The following is a 13,641-nucleotide window of genomic DNA, read 5'->3' on the forward strand; positions in this document are numbered from 1 at the left end:
TCGATGGTAACCGAAGCATTGATGCAAAGCAATGGCGTAAAAGAGAGAGGCAAAACACGAGGAGACAAACGATGCTGACCTGTTTCATCCGCTACGAGATCGATCCTTTCAAGGTCGACGCCTTCGAACGATATGCCCGCACATGGGGTGAGGCGATACCGCGCTGCGGGGCCGATCTGATCGGTTATTATGCGCCAAAGGAGGGATCGAGCACCATTGCCTACGGTGTCTACAACATCGAAAATCTTGCCACTTACGAAGCCTACAGGGCACGGCTCGCCGCCGATCCCGCGGGGCGGGAAAATTACGAATTCGCCCGCCGCGAGCAGTTCATTCGCCGTGAGGACCGGCTTTTCCTGCGTCTCGCCTCCGCTCCGCATGCCGGAGGTGGACAATGATTGCCGTTATCTTCGAGGTCTGGCCGGCTGAAGGCGAGAAGCAGCATTATCTCGACATCGCGGCAGGCCTGCGGGCGGAACTGGAAACCATCGACGGCCTCCTATCCGTCGAGCGGTTTCAAAGCATCGGCAATCCGGACAAGATGCTGTCTCTGTCCTTTTTCCGGGACGAGGAAGCGGTGAGGGCGTGGCGCAACACCATGCCGCATCGCGCCGCGCAGTCGCTGGGCCGGTCCGGTGTTTTTTCCGATTATCGGCTGCGTATCGCGCAGGTGATCCGCGACTATGGCCTGGAGGAGAGGGAGGAAGCGCCGGCCGACAGCCGGAAAGCTCATCCGGGAGAGGGAACAGCTTAGGCTGATGTTTCCAGCATCAGTTTTTCTGCATGTCGTTGCAAGGCTTTCTGGTTCGAACTCGCCTTTGAAACCCGTTATAGATGGGCCAATGTGGTGCGGGACACCCTTAGGATTGGACAAGGAGAAAAGCGATGTCGGCAGAAAAAGTAGCGATTGTAACGGCAGGCGGCAGCGGCATGGGGGCCGCCGTGGCGAAACGTCTGGCCGCAGACGGCTACAAACTCGCGATCCTGTCTTCTTCCGGCAAGGGGGAGGCGCTGGCGCAGGAGCTGGGCGGCATCGGCGTCACCGGCTCCAACCAGTCCAATGACGATCTCCAGCGGCTCACGGATTTGACGCTCGAAAAATTCGGCCGCATCGATGTGCTGGTCAACAGCGCGGGCCATGGCCCGCGCGCCTCCATTCTCGATATTACCGACGAGCAATGGCACACCGGCCTCGACGTCTACCTCATGAACGTCATCCGCCCGACACGGATCGTCGCCCCCGTCATGGTGAAACAGAAGGCGGGCGCCATCGTCAACATCTCGACCGCCTGGGCTTTCGAACCGAGCAGCATGTTCCCGACATCCGCCGTGTTCCGCGCCGGCCTTGCCTCCTACACCAAGATTTTCGCCGATACCTATGCGGCCGACAATGTGCGCATGAACAATGTTCTGCCCGGCTGGATCGACAGCCTGCCGGCGACGGAGGAACGCCGCGAGAGCGTGCCGATGCAGCGTTACGGCAAGAGCGAGGAAATCGCCGCCACCGTGGCATTCCTTGCCTCTGAGGGGGCCGGGTATATTACCGGTCAGAATATCCGCGTTGATGGCGGGCTGACGCGGTCTGTTTGACGGGTTGGCCTTTCCCACTCCTCATTCCTGTAACAAGCGCAGGAATGAGGAAATGTCAGCGGCTCAAAAAACGCCCGTTCTTTGCACCGATAAAAGAAAACGCCCGCAACATCGTTGCGGGCGTCTTCTATTCAGGATGTGGCTTCTCTCAGAAGAAGCCCTTGCGCTGCCACCAGCCGCCCTTGCGGGGTTTCGGCTCGTCGCCATCGGCGGGCGTGGAGGAACCGGAAGAGGTGACCACCGGCTCCGAGCTCGAGACATTGCTGCCCCGGTTCGCGCGGACCTTTTCTTCCGTGGCCGGTGCTTCCGCTTCCGAAGCCAGATCGGCCGAAGCCTCACCCACTTCTTCAATGGCGACATCCACGACGGTTTCTTCGACGATCACCGGCTCCACCGTTTCAACGGCTTCGGCCTTCGGCGCTTCCTCGGTTTCAGTCTTGGCCTTTGCCTTGCGGGTGCGGCGCGGCTTTTTCGGCACTTCCTCTTCCGCGACCTCGACAACTGCACCTTCCACCACCTCGGCGGCGGTCGGCTCTTCGGTTACGGATGCTTCGGCGGAAGCCTCTTCGCTTTCACCCTCGGCTTCCGAGCCGGCGGCATCGAGAGCCTCGTCTTCCGCACGGTTGCGACGTCCGCCGCGCTTGCCGCGACGGCGGCGCTTGCGCTTGCCGTCCTCTTCGGAGGTTACCGCTTCCGCTGCTCCGTTTTCGGTTTCAGCATCGGATTCATCGGTTTCGACGCCATCGTCGTCACCTTCGGCATCATCGCCTTCCGCATCGCCGGACTGGGCGTCGAGCGCGCCGTTCTGCTCGCCCTGACCGCCCTTGCCGCGACGGCGGCGGCGACGCTTGCGCTTGCGCTTGCCTTCCTCGCCATTGTCGCCCTGCTGCTGCTGGCGTGGCTCGGAGGTCTGCGCCTTGACGATTTCTTCCTCGTCTTCGTCCTCTTCCACCTCGGCGACGAAATCGTCTTCCTCTTCCACGAAGTTCGGCAGCATCTGGATGAGGCTTTCGATCTTCACCGGGTTTTCGACGGCTTCACCGCGATCGATGGCGAAATGCTGCGCACCGACGCCGGAATCGGCGGCGATGATGATCGACACGCCGAAGCGGCCTTCATAATCGACGATCGTGCCGCGCTTGTGGTTAAGCAGGTAGAGCGCCGTTTCCGGCGTGCTGCGCACCGTGATGTTATGCGTGGTGTTCCGCAGCAGATATTCCTCGATGCCGCGCAGCACATGCAGCGCGATGGAGGATTCCGAGCGAACATGGCCCGTGCCGCCGCAATGCTGGCAGACCTGCGTGGTCGATTCCAGCACCGAAGCGCGGATGCGCTGGCGCGACATTTCCAGCAGGCCGAAATGCGAGATGCGGCCGACTTGGATGCGGGCGCGGTCGTTCTTCAGGCAATCCTTGAGCTTCTTCTCGACAGCGCGGTTGTTGCGCTTTTCTTCCATGTCGATGAAGTCGATGACGACAAGGCCGGCAAGGTCGCGCAGGCGCAATTGCCGCGCCACTTCTTCCGCCGCCTCGAGGTTCGTCGTCAGCGCGGTTTCCTCGATGGAATGCTCGCGCGTCGAACGGCCCGAGTTGACGTCGATGGAAACCAGCGCTTCCGTCTGGTTGATGATGAGATAACCGCCGGACTTCAGCGTTACCTGCGGCTGCAGCATCCGGTCGAGCTGGGCTTCGATACCGGAGCGCGAGAAGATCGGGTGAATGTCGCGGTAAGGCTGAACCACCTTGGCGTGGCTCGGCATCAGCATCTTCATGAAGTCTTTGGCTTCACGATAGCCGTCTTCGCCCGAAACGATGATCTCGCCAATATCCTTGTTGTAAAGATCGCGGATCGAACGCTTGATGAGCGAGCCTTCCTCGTAAACGAGGCAGGGGGCGGTGGAGTTCAGCGTCAGCGTGCGGACATTTTCCCACAGGCGCATCAGATATTCGAAGTCGCGCTTGATTTCGACGCGGGTACGGTTGGCGCCGGCGGTGCGCAGGATGACGCCCATGCCCTGCGGCACTTCCAGATCGCGCGCGATTTCCTTCAGGCGCTTGCGGTCGGCCGGCTGGGTGATCTTGCGGGAAATACCGCCGCCACGCGCCGTATTCGGCATCAGAACGGAATAACGGCCGGCGAGCGACAGGTAAGTGGTCAGCGCCGCGCCCTTGTTGCCGCGCTCTTCCTTGGCCACCTGCACCAGAAGGATCTGGCGGCGCTTGATGACTTCCTGAATGCGATACTGCTTGCGCGGCTTGCGGGCGACGCGGTCCGGAACCTCTTCCATGGCGTCTTCAGCGCCGACGGATTCGATCACTTCCTTTTCGTGGTGATCGTCATCGTCGTCGTCATCATCGTCATTGCCGCGGCGAAGACCCTCGACTTCCTCGGAAATCGTGTCGGTATCGACCATGGCGGCCATTTCGCCGCCGACGCTGCCGTCGTCTTCGGAAGACGCTTCGGCGGCCTCGGCTGCTGCGGCTTCTTCTTCCGCCGTCTTCTTCTTGGCGCGGGGGCGACGGGTGCGCTTCTTCGGCTTTTCTTCCTCGGCGGGCGCTTCTTCGGCTACGGCCTCGACGGCCGCTTCCCCGGAAACCTCTTCCGCGACGGTCGCGGTTTCTTCCGTAACAACGGTTTCAATGGTTTCGCTGGCGGAAACAATGCCGACATCCGGCTGATCCACCTGCGAAAGGTCGATCATGGGCGCGCCGGGCTCGGGTGCATCAGCGGATTCGAAATCGTCGCTGCGGCGATGATCCTCGGCTTCCGCTTTCAGGAGGGCCTGACGGTCGGCAAGCGGAATCTGGTAATAGTCCGGATGGATTTCCGCAAAAGCGAGAAAGCCGTGGCGGTTTCCACCGTAATCGACGAAGGCCGCCTGAAGCGAGGGTTCAACCCGCGTGACCTTGGCAAGGTAGATATTGCCGCGGATCTGTTTCTTGTGCTCCGATTCGAAATCGAATTCTTCGATCCGGTTCCCACGGACAACGACTACGCGTGTCTCCTCTTCGTGGGAGGCGTCGATAAGCATTTTGTCTGCCATGTAAGCTGTGCTCCTCGGCGCAGCCTTGTTTTATACGAGAACAGGCCCGCCACACGGACGAGCCTTTCATATGAGTGCAAGGATGTGCCGGAAATGAAGTCTCCTGCCGGGCGTCTGTAAACTGGCAGCATCCGGACCGACGGCGAGGCGCTTGGCCTGCTCCTGGTATCCGGTTCATGTGAAAACTGCTGCGACATCATTGGCCAGGCGGAACGACAATAATATATAGACCCCTTGGGATCCGATGAATTTGCTCTCCTCAGAGCGGCGGTGGCAGCGCCACCGGGTAGGTCTCCGGCCACGGCCGGAATTGATCGAGTTTCAGGATAAATGTAACGACGGCAGATGATTGCCCGATTTGCAGCGCCAGCGTCTTTTTCGATTGGCAGCCGGCGGGCATCTATCCCGTCAACACTTTTAACCCTCATCCGTGTTGTATGTTTTCTCTGTCATAATAGCAATAGGCTGGCTAAATATGCCATATTATTGGTGGAATTTCCGGGTTAACAATTGGTTCACCAAGGCCTGCGATTGTGGGGCGCAAACGCGCAAACTATCGTACGGCGTGGTCGAAACGGCACTGTTGCCGGCGTTTTTCCTCGCCGTTTATCGAAAATGACTGAAATACGGAATTTCTTGAAGACCATGAATTTCACGCGCAACGCAGCGATATTCGGTGGGAGAGGGCGGCTTGGCGCGCGAATCGCGCGGCTTGCGGCGGCTCTGGCATTTTCCGTCGTCGCCTCTGTTTCCGCCGCGCCGGCAGCCCATGCCGTGGAACCGCTCGTCGTCCATCAGGCGCGGATCATCGGCGATGAGGCGCGCACGCGCATCGTTCTCGACTTCGCCGAAGAGCCGGAATTCGACGTGCACTATCTCGATTCGCCCGCCCGCATCGTTGTGGACTTTCCGGCGGTGAATTTCAGCTTTCCCGCATCCGACCTGAAGCCGACCGGTCTTTTTTCGGATATCCGTTTCGGCAGCATGGGGCAAAACAGCGCCCGCATCGTGCTGACGGCGAAAAAGCCGGTTCAGGTGGCGGTTGCCGAAACCAAAAAGACCGATAATGGCCAATCTTTCCATTTCGTGCTCGATACGGAAATCACCACCAAGGGCAAGTTCGCGGAACTGGTGAAGGATCAGCAGTGGCAGGCGCCGGCCCCGGTGACGACTGCCGCGATCACGCCGGATGACAAGACGTCGCGGCCAGCGGAATTCGTCATCGCGGTCGATGCCGGCCACGGTGGCATCGATGCCGGCGCCACCGGCGGCACCACCGGCACCGAGGAAAAGGTTATCACGCTGACTTTCGCCAAGGAACTTGCCGAGCGGCTGAACCGCGAACCCGGCATCAAGGCTTTCCTGACGCGCGATTCCGATACCTTTCTCGCCTTGTCGGAACGGGTGACCATCGCCCGCCAGAATAATGCCAACCTCTTTATCTCTCTTCATGCGGATACGTTGAAGCAAAAGGGCATCCGGGGCGCGACCGTCTATACTTTGTCGGATCGGGCATCGGACCGGCAGGCGCAGGAACTGGCGGAGCGCGAAAACAAGTCCGATCAGATCGCGGGTGTCGCTGCCTCCAGCGAGCCGCCGGAAGTGGCCGATATTCTTCTCGATTTCACCCGTCGTGAAACGCAGGCCTTTTCGGTAACGCTGGCTGAAAACATCGTCTCCTCCTTTGAGGGGCAGGTTGGGCTCATCAACAATCCGCACCGTTACGCCGGTTTCATGGTGCTGCGCGCCCATGATGTGCCGTCGGTGCTGCTGGAGCTCGGTTTCCTCTCCAATCCGGAAGACGAAAAGCTGCTTCTCGATGGGGAATGGCGCAAGAAGGTGGCCGATACGCTGGCAACCGCCGTTGGGCGATACCGCGCCAAGGCCATGGCAAATGGCGGCTAAGAGGGTAGCCGGCGGAGCGGCAATGCTGTTGCCGAGCTGCCATTGACCGCCGAAAAGCTGTTCAATTCTTGGGTCTTGCGGACGATTACGAAGACGAAGCCCTATTTTACTCACATTCGCCGCGTTACTCGGAAAGCGGATTCGGTGGCGATCCGCAAAGCGCCCGCAGCGCGATTGCGGGCCTGCCGCCCGGTAACATATCAGCGAATGCTGCCGTATCCGGCTTGTCATCGAAGGTATGGTGTGCAAAACGGCACGCGATATGCAAGGATGCGCCCGTAAATCGTCGGGCGTTGATGGTTACGATTCGAATTATCGGTAGCTTGGTATGATCAGACTGATTGGATATTTTTTCGGCTTGGCCAGCGTGCTCTTCCTGTGCGCCGCTGCCGCCGGTGCGATTTATTTGCACGGCGTGACGAAGGACCTGCCGGATTACGCAGTTTTGAGCACCTATGAGCCGCCGGTGACGACCCGCGTGCATGCCGGCAACGGCGCGCTGATGGCGGAATACGCCCATGAAAAGCGCCTGTTCCTGCCGATCCAGGCCATACCCGACCGTGTGAAGGCTGCCTTCCTTTCGGCGGAAGACAAGAATTTCTACAACCATCCGGGTGTGGATGTCTTCGGCCTCGGACGCGCCATTCTCGTCAATATCCAGAATCTCGGCTCCGGCCGCCGTCCGGTCGGCGCGTCCACCATCACCCAGCAGGTGGCGAAGAACTTTCTGCTCACCAACGACCAGACTATCGACCGCAAGCTCAAGGAAGCCATTCTGTCCTTCCGCATCGAGCAGACCTATTCCAAGGACAAGATTCTCGAACTTTATCTCAACGAGATTTTCTTCGGTCTGAACTCCTACGGCATTGCCGGCGCGGCGCTCACCTATTTCAACAAATCGGTGACGGAACTGACGATTGCGGAAACCGCCTATCTCGCATCGCTGCCGAAGGGTCCGGCCAATTACCATCCGATCCGCCGCGAAAAGGCGGCTCTTGAGCGTCGTGACTGGGTGATCGACCGCATGGCCGAAAACGGCTACATCACGGTCGCCGACGCCACGGACGCCAAAAAGCAGCCGCTTGGCGTCAATCTGCGTCGCGGCGGCGCGCATATCTTCGCGTCCGATTATTTCGCCGAAGAAGTTCGCCGCCAGATCGTCGAGAAATACGGCGAGGAAGCGCTTCTCGAAGGCGGGCTCTCGGTCCGCACCTCTTTCGATCCGCAGATCCAGATGGAGGCACGCAAGGCGCTTCAGGACGGTCTGGTGCAATATGATGAGCGTCGCGGTTTCCGCGGACCCGTCGAAAAGATCGAGACTGCGGGTGACTGGACGGCGGCGCTCGCCAAGGTAAAGGGCCTGCGCGACGTTCCGGAATGGAAAGTCGCTGTGGTGCTTGCCGTCGCTGCCGATGGCGTCGATATCGGCGTACAGCCGGACACGGAAACGGAAGATGGCGACAAGCGCACGCGCGGCCATATCTCCGCTGAAAACATGCGCTGGGCTTTCCGCGATGCGACCGGCAAGAAGGCGACCGCCAAGTCGCCGGTTGGCGTCCTCTCGGCCGGTGACGTCGTTTATGCGCAGCCGCTTGCCAATTCAGGTAACGAATATCGCTTGCGCCAGCCGCCGAAAGTGCAGGGCGGTATGGTGGTGATGGACCCGCATACCGGCCGTGTTCTGGCCATGGTCGGCGGTTTCTCCTATGCGCAGTCGGAATTCAACCGCTCGACGCAGGCGATGCGCCAGCCGGGCTCCTCCTTCAAGCCGTTCATCTACGCTGCGGCGCTCGATAACGGCTATACGCCGGCGTCGGTCATTCTCGATGCGCCGATTGAGGTGGTTTCTGGCAATCAGGTCTGGAAGCCGCAGAATTACGGCGGCGGTTCCGCCGGCCCGTCGACCCTGCGTCTCGGTATCGAGAAATCCCGTAACCTCATGACGGTGCGTCTGGCGCAGGACATGGGCATGAATCTGGTTGCGGAATATGCCGAACGCTTCGGCATCTACGACAAGATGCCGCCGCTTCTGTCCATGTCGCTCGGTTCGGGTGAAACGACCGTGATGCGTATGGTCTCGGCCTATTCGGTCATCGCCAATGGCGGCAAGCAGATCAAGCCGACACTGATCGACCGCATTCAGGACCGCTACGGCAAGACGATCTTCCGGCATGAGGAGCGCGCCTGCGAAGGCTGCAACGCGACAAGCTGGCAGAACCAGGATGAGCCTGTCATCGTCGACAATCGCGAACAGGTTCTCGACCCGATGACCGCCTATCAGACGACCTCGATGCTGGAAGGCGTCGTGCAGCGCGGCACGGCGGCGGGCAAGATCAAGGTCGATCTGCCGGTTGCCGGCAAGACGGGCACGACCAACGATGAAAAGGACGCCTGGTTCGTCGGTTATACACCGGACATGGTCGCCGGCCTCTATATCGGCTTCGATTCGCCCGCACCGCTTGGTCGCGGCGGCACGGGTGGCTCGCTGTCCGCGCCTATATTCGGCGAGTTCATCTCCGATGCGGCCAAGCACATGGAGCCGAGCAAGTTCATCGTACCGAGCGGCATGAACTTCGTCGCCGTCAACCGCAAGACCGGCATGGCGGCGGTCGAGGGCGAGCCCGACACCATCATGGAAGCCTTCAAGCCCGGCACGGGTCCTGCTTCCACCTTCTCCGTCATCGGCGATGACGGATATATGTCGCAGGAAGACATTCTGAAGACCTCGCCGCAGGCGCAGCAGGCCATCACCGGCGGTGGCGGCGGTCTTTATTGATATCACTCCTGACGTTTGGCGGGGGCGCGGGTCTTTACATCCGCGCCCCCCGCATTTATTTGAGCAACGAGTTTCAATGAAGGTGAAGAACCAGCGAAATGCGCAATGAAATCGTGAACGTAGTCGACGAAATCAAGCAGGCCATAAGCCTGCTGAGGAGGCATCTTTGACTGGGACCAGGCGATAAGACGACTGGACTGGTTGAATAACAAGGCAGAGGACCCGACCCTCTGGAACGATGCATCTGAAGCCCAGAAGCTGATGCGCGAACGCCAGCAGCTGGATGACAGCATCAACGGCGTCAAGGCGCTCGAGCAGCAGCTCAAGGACAATATCGAGCTGATCGAACTCGGCGAGATGGAAGGCGATGACGAGATCGTCAAGGACGCCGAAGACGCATTGAAAGCGTTGAAGAGCGAGGCGAACCGCCGTCAGGTGGAAGCCATGCTGTCAGGCGAAGCCGATACCAACGATACCTATCTCGAAGTGCATTCCGGCGCCGGCGGCACCGAAAGCCAGGACTGGGCGAACATGCTTCTGCGCATGTATACCCGCTGGGCCGACCGCGAAGGTTTCAAGGTCGAGGTGCTCGAAGTTCACGACGGCGAAGAAGCCGGCATCAAGTCCGCGACGATCCTCGTCAAGGGCCACAATGCCTTCGGCTGGCTGAAGACGGAATCGGGCGTGCATCGCCTCGTTCGTATTTCGCCCTATGACAGCAATGCGCGTCGCCACACATCGTTCTCTTCCGTCTGGGTTTACCCGGTGGTCGACGATTCGATCCAGATCGACATCAACGAGAGCGATTGCCGCATCGATACCTATCGTTCGTCCGGCGCAGGCGGCCAGCACGTCAACACCACCGACTCGGCCGTGCGTATCACGCATATTCCGACCGGTATTGCCGTTGCCTGCCAGCAGGAGCGTTCCCAGCACAAGAACCGCGCCAAGGCGTGGGACATGCTGCGCGCCCGCCTCTACGAGGTGGAGCTGCAGAAGCGGGAAGAGGCGGCAAACGCCCAGGCCGCATCCAAGACCGATATCGGCTGGGGCCACCAGATCCGTTCCTACGTTCTGCAGCCTTACCAGCTGGTCAAGGATCTGCGCACCGGCGTGGAAAGCACCGCACCCGGCAACGTGCTGGACGGCGATCTGAACGAGTTCATGGAAGCGGCCCTCGCGCATCGCATCAGCGGCGGCGCGGATGTGGAAGTCGCGGATATCGACTGACGCGCCAAGTGCGTCGATTGAAAAGATTACCCCTCGCAAACCCATTGCGAGGGGTTTTTCGTTGGAGGACAAGCATGAAACAGGCGCTCTATATCGTCGACGTCCAGCCAAGCTTCAATCCGCCGGCTGCGCTGGTGGCGGAAATATCCGCTCTCGCCCTGACGATGCACAGCATTGCCACCGTCGAGCGCCATGATGAAAGCGTGACACCCTTTGAGCGGCAACTCGGCTGGAAACCTGGGAGGGACGACGAGTCGCTTGTTGCGGCAGATCGCATATTCATCAAACACGGCTATGCGCCACCCCGGGAGGTCATCGACCATCTTCTGTCGCTGAAACTCGACAGGGTGCTGGTCTGCGGCATTCAGGCCGATACCTGCGTGCTGGCCGCCGGTTTTGCCCTCTTCGATGCGGGGCTGCATCCCACGCTGTTGCCGTGGCTGACGGTGGGCTCCAGTCTCGACCGCAGTGGTGAACTCGGGGCGAGATTGTGGAAACATCATTTCGGTGCGGTTCTTGCCGGGGCGGAGGCACTGCAAGCGTAAACTTGCCCGGCCCGCGCATCGGGCCGATCAGTTGGACGCTTTCTCGATCTTCATCTCGCCCAGCTCGTCGATCAGGATCGTCCAGCTTTCCGCTTCCTTGGCTATCGGGTCCGTCTTCAGGTAGACGGTCACGAACAGGCCGGGCGAGGCAGGTGCGCCATTCGAGCTTTCGGGGCGAATATCCGTGACATAGGACTTCATCTGGTTGAATTCTTCCAGCTCGATATTTTCCAGGAGATTCGGCCCGTCGGCGGTAAAGACGATGCGTTGCAGGTAGATTTTCGCCGTGCCGTCGCCCTGGCGGATGGCGATAACCTTGTAATAGCCGCGCGTGGGCGAGGCAGGCGGTGGCCGCAACTGCCCGTCGGGACCTTTCACCGGCTCAAGATTGCGATCTTCCCACATGCCGCTGCTGACGACGAAGATCGCCGAAACCGGCAGCGCGTCAATCGCTTCCGTCTGCGCCCGCGCGGGAAGCGCGGCGGCGGCGAAAAGAAAGGCAGCGAGGATAGGTCTTGTCAGTTGCATGGCCATTGTCGATTGTGGGCGTCAATTGTTGAACTGTTCGGCGAGAACCCGGTCCGACCATGAACGATCCGGATCCGAGAGAATTCTGGCCGTCCTGTCCTGCGATTGTGCGATCCGAACGTGACGAACGGATTTCACCTCGGTGTGGTCGGCCACCGCATTCACAGGGCGCTTGTCGCGTTCGAGAACATGAATATCAACCGTTACCTTATTCGGCAAAAGCGCGCCGCGCCAGCGCCGCGGGCGGAAAGCGCTGACCGGGGTGAGCGCAAGCAGCGGCGATTCCAGCGGCAGGATGGGTCCATGGGCGGAGAAATTGTAGGCTGTCGACCCTGCCGGGGTCGCCACCATCATGCCGTCGCAGATCAATTCTTCCAGCCGTACCTTGCCGTCCACCTCCACACGAAGCTTGGCGGCCTGATGCGACTGGCGAAACAGGCTGACCTCGTTCATGGCGAGTGCCGTAAACTCGTCGCCGTCGGAATCCGTCGTCGTCATGCGCAGGGGATGGAAATCATTGCCGCTCGCCACCGCGATGCGCTCCAGCAGGCCGTCCACCCGGTAGTCATTCATCAGGAAGCCGACGGACCCCCGGTTCATGCCATAGACCCGCTTGCCGGAATTCATCGTTTCGTTGAGAATCTGCAGCATGAAGCCATCGCCGCCGAGCGCGACGATCACTTCCGCCTCTTCGAACGGCGTATCGCCGTAAATGCCTTTCAGCTCTTTCAGCGCCGTCTGCGCCTCCTCGGTTGCGGAGGCGACGAAGGACAGTGAATAGGTAGAATGCGACATCCGCTTCCCTCGACAACGCGCAGACCGGAAACCGTCCACGCAAGGCGCTGTAACCCGTTGAAGCGGCTCGAAATCTTTAAACCTCGACAGGAAGGTCGATAACAAGCCGCCAGACGCACCCTTGGTACATGAAGACGGCGGCTGGCGACAAGGCCTTTCGAAGACGCAGGCGTTCCCTGACGGCGGACCGCACCGCTCCGGTCCACAGCTTCTTGATTTGCGCCCGCCGACAAGGGTTGCGATGCGGGACGGCCTGATGCAGTTTGCCAAGGCAGTCGGAATGACGAGTGGCAGGAGACGGATGTGGCGCTGAACTACGATATCTACGATGTCTTTACCGAGACGAAAATGGCGGGAAACCCGCTGGCGGTCATGTATGACGCCGACGATCTTCCCCAGGCCACGATGCAAGCGATCGCGCGGGAAATGAACCTCTCCGAGACGGTTTTCGTCAACCGGTCCAGCAATCCGGCCCATGCGGCTTCGCTGCGCATCTTCACGCCATCGGGTGAATTGCCCTTCGCCGGCCATCCGACAGTCGGCGCGGCGGTCGCCATCGCCGAGCGAAATCGCGGCGAGGGCGATGACGATATCGATATGGTCTGCGTGCTGGAAGAGCAGGTGGGTCCGGTGCGTTGCGCGGTGAAGATGCGTGCCGGCGCGGTCAGCTTCGCGGAATTCGACCTGCCGCGCAAATCGTCTCGCGTGGAACTACCGCTCGATCACACCGCGCTTGCCGATGCGTTGGGCGTCAGCGAGGCGCATCTCGGCTTTGAAAACCATGTACCGTCGATCTGGACGGCCGGGGTACCGTTCCTCATCGTACCGCTGCACAATATCGCCGCCATCAGGGACATGGATTTCGATGCCAATCTGTGGCTACGCACCGCGCCGCTGGTCGAAGGACGCCTGGCGGCGGCCTATATCTACTGTCGCGGCGGCGTCAATCACGCGGCGAAGTTCCACGCCCGCATGTTCTCTCCGGATATGGGCATTTCGGAAGACCCCGCCACCGGTTCCGCCGCCGCCGCCCTTTCCGGCGCCATCCACCATTTCGACGGCCTGACCGACGGCCATTATCCGCTGCTCATCGAGCAGGGCGTGGAGATGGAACGACCGTCCCATATCCATTTGCGTATGGACATCAAGGACGGCGAAATCGCCCGCGCCCGCATCGGCGGCCACGCGGTGCGCGTTGCCTCGGGCACGTTCGAGATTTGATTTCAGCG

The 13,641-nt window shown here is 60.4% G+C and carries 11 protein-coding genes; 8 read left to right on the forward strand and 3 right to left on the reverse strand.

Going from position 1 to position 13,641, the window contains the following annotated elements; translation table 11 throughout:
* Positions 1-71 precede the first annotated feature (71 nt).
* The 3 genes from ACQZ60_RS06560 to ACQZ60_RS06570 all read left to right on the forward strand — a co-directional run bounded on the left by ACQZ60_RS06560 (position 72) and on the right by ACQZ60_RS06570 (position 1,590).
* Positions 72-398, forward strand: a complete 327-nt coding sequence (locus tag ACQZ60_RS06560; protein ID WP_448734938.1) for an NIPSNAP family protein — start codon at positions 72-74, stop codon at positions 396-398.
* The gene (locus tag ACQZ60_RS06565) at positions 395-754 is read left to right on the forward strand and encodes an antibiotic biosynthesis monooxygenase family protein (RefSeq protein ID WP_448734939.1); all 360 of its coding nucleotides are present in this window, start codon (positions 395-397) and stop codon (positions 752-754) included. Before ACQZ60_RS06560 ends, ACQZ60_RS06565 begins: the two co-directional genes overlap by 4 nt.
* Positions 755-885: 131 nt before the next feature.
* Positions 886-1,590: an SDR family oxidoreductase gene (locus tag ACQZ60_RS06570; protein WP_174029335.1), complete on the forward strand. Its 705-nt coding sequence runs from the start codon at positions 886-888 to the stop codon at positions 1,588-1,590.
* Positions 1,591-1,738: 148 nt separating this feature from the next.
* On the opposite strand, the gene ACQZ60_RS06575 is transcribed toward ACQZ60_RS06570, so the two are convergent.
* Positions 1,739-4,633, reverse strand: a complete 2,895-nt coding sequence (locus ACQZ60_RS06575) for an Rne/Rng family ribonuclease (RefSeq protein ID WP_448734940.1) — start codon at positions 4,631-4,633, stop codon at positions 1,739-1,741.
* A 645-nt stretch (positions 4,634-5,278) separates the two neighbouring features.
* Between ACQZ60_RS06575 and ACQZ60_RS06580 the strand changes: the two genes are divergently transcribed.
* The 4 genes from ACQZ60_RS06580 to ACQZ60_RS06595 all read left to right on the forward strand — a co-directional run bounded on the left by ACQZ60_RS06580 (position 5,279) and on the right by ACQZ60_RS06595 (position 11,089).
* Positions 5,279-6,538 carry an N-acetylmuramoyl-L-alanine amidase gene (locus tag ACQZ60_RS06580; protein ID WP_003521444.1) on the forward strand — a complete coding sequence of 420 codons (1,260 nt, stop codon included), beginning with the start codon at positions 5,279-5,281 and terminating at the stop codon, positions 6,536-6,538.
* 328 nt (positions 6,539-6,866) lie between these two features.
* Positions 6,867-9,314, forward strand: coding sequence for a penicillin-binding protein 1A (locus tag ACQZ60_RS06585; RefSeq protein WP_035260697.1), 2,448 nt, complete (start codon positions 6,867-6,869; stop codon positions 9,312-9,314).
* A 98-nt stretch (positions 9,315-9,412) separates the two neighbouring features.
* Positions 9,413-10,544 (forward strand): peptide chain release factor 2 gene (gene prfB, locus ACQZ60_RS06590; RefSeq protein ID WP_196248048.1). Its coding sequence is split into 2 segments (ribosomal slippage): positions 9,413-9,481 and positions 9,483-10,544, totalling 1,131 coding nucleotides; the frame shifts between segments, so codons are not numbered across the junction.
* 74 nt (positions 10,545-10,618) lie between these two features.
* Positions 10,619-11,089, forward strand: coding sequence for a cysteine hydrolase family protein (locus tag ACQZ60_RS06595; RefSeq protein WP_020810262.1), 471 nt, complete (start codon positions 10,619-10,621; stop codon positions 11,087-11,089).
* A gap of 27 nt (positions 11,090-11,116) precedes the next feature.
* Here ACQZ60_RS06595 and ACQZ60_RS06600 read toward each other — a convergent pair whose 3' ends face one another.
* Complete coding sequence (locus ACQZ60_RS06600; RefSeq protein ID WP_031233881.1) at positions 11,117-11,617, reverse strand: hypothetical protein; 501 nt, start codon at positions 11,615-11,617, stop codon at positions 11,117-11,119.
* A gap of 21 nt (positions 11,618-11,638) precedes the next feature.
* A complete protein-coding gene (locus ACQZ60_RS06605) occupies positions 11,639-12,412 on the reverse strand; it encodes an NAD kinase (RefSeq protein WP_020810264.1) in 774 nt (257 codons plus the stop codon).
* Between the two features lie 303 nt (positions 12,413-12,715).
* On the opposite strand from ACQZ60_RS06605, the gene ACQZ60_RS06610 reads away from it, so the two are divergent.
* Positions 12,716-13,633, forward strand: coding sequence for a PhzF family phenazine biosynthesis protein (locus tag ACQZ60_RS06610; protein ID WP_020810265.1), 918 nt, complete (start codon positions 12,716-12,718; stop codon positions 13,631-13,633).
* Positions 13,634-13,641: the final 8 nt, after the last annotated feature.

It is taken from the genome of Agrobacterium sp. 22-223-1, from assembly GCF_053522385.1.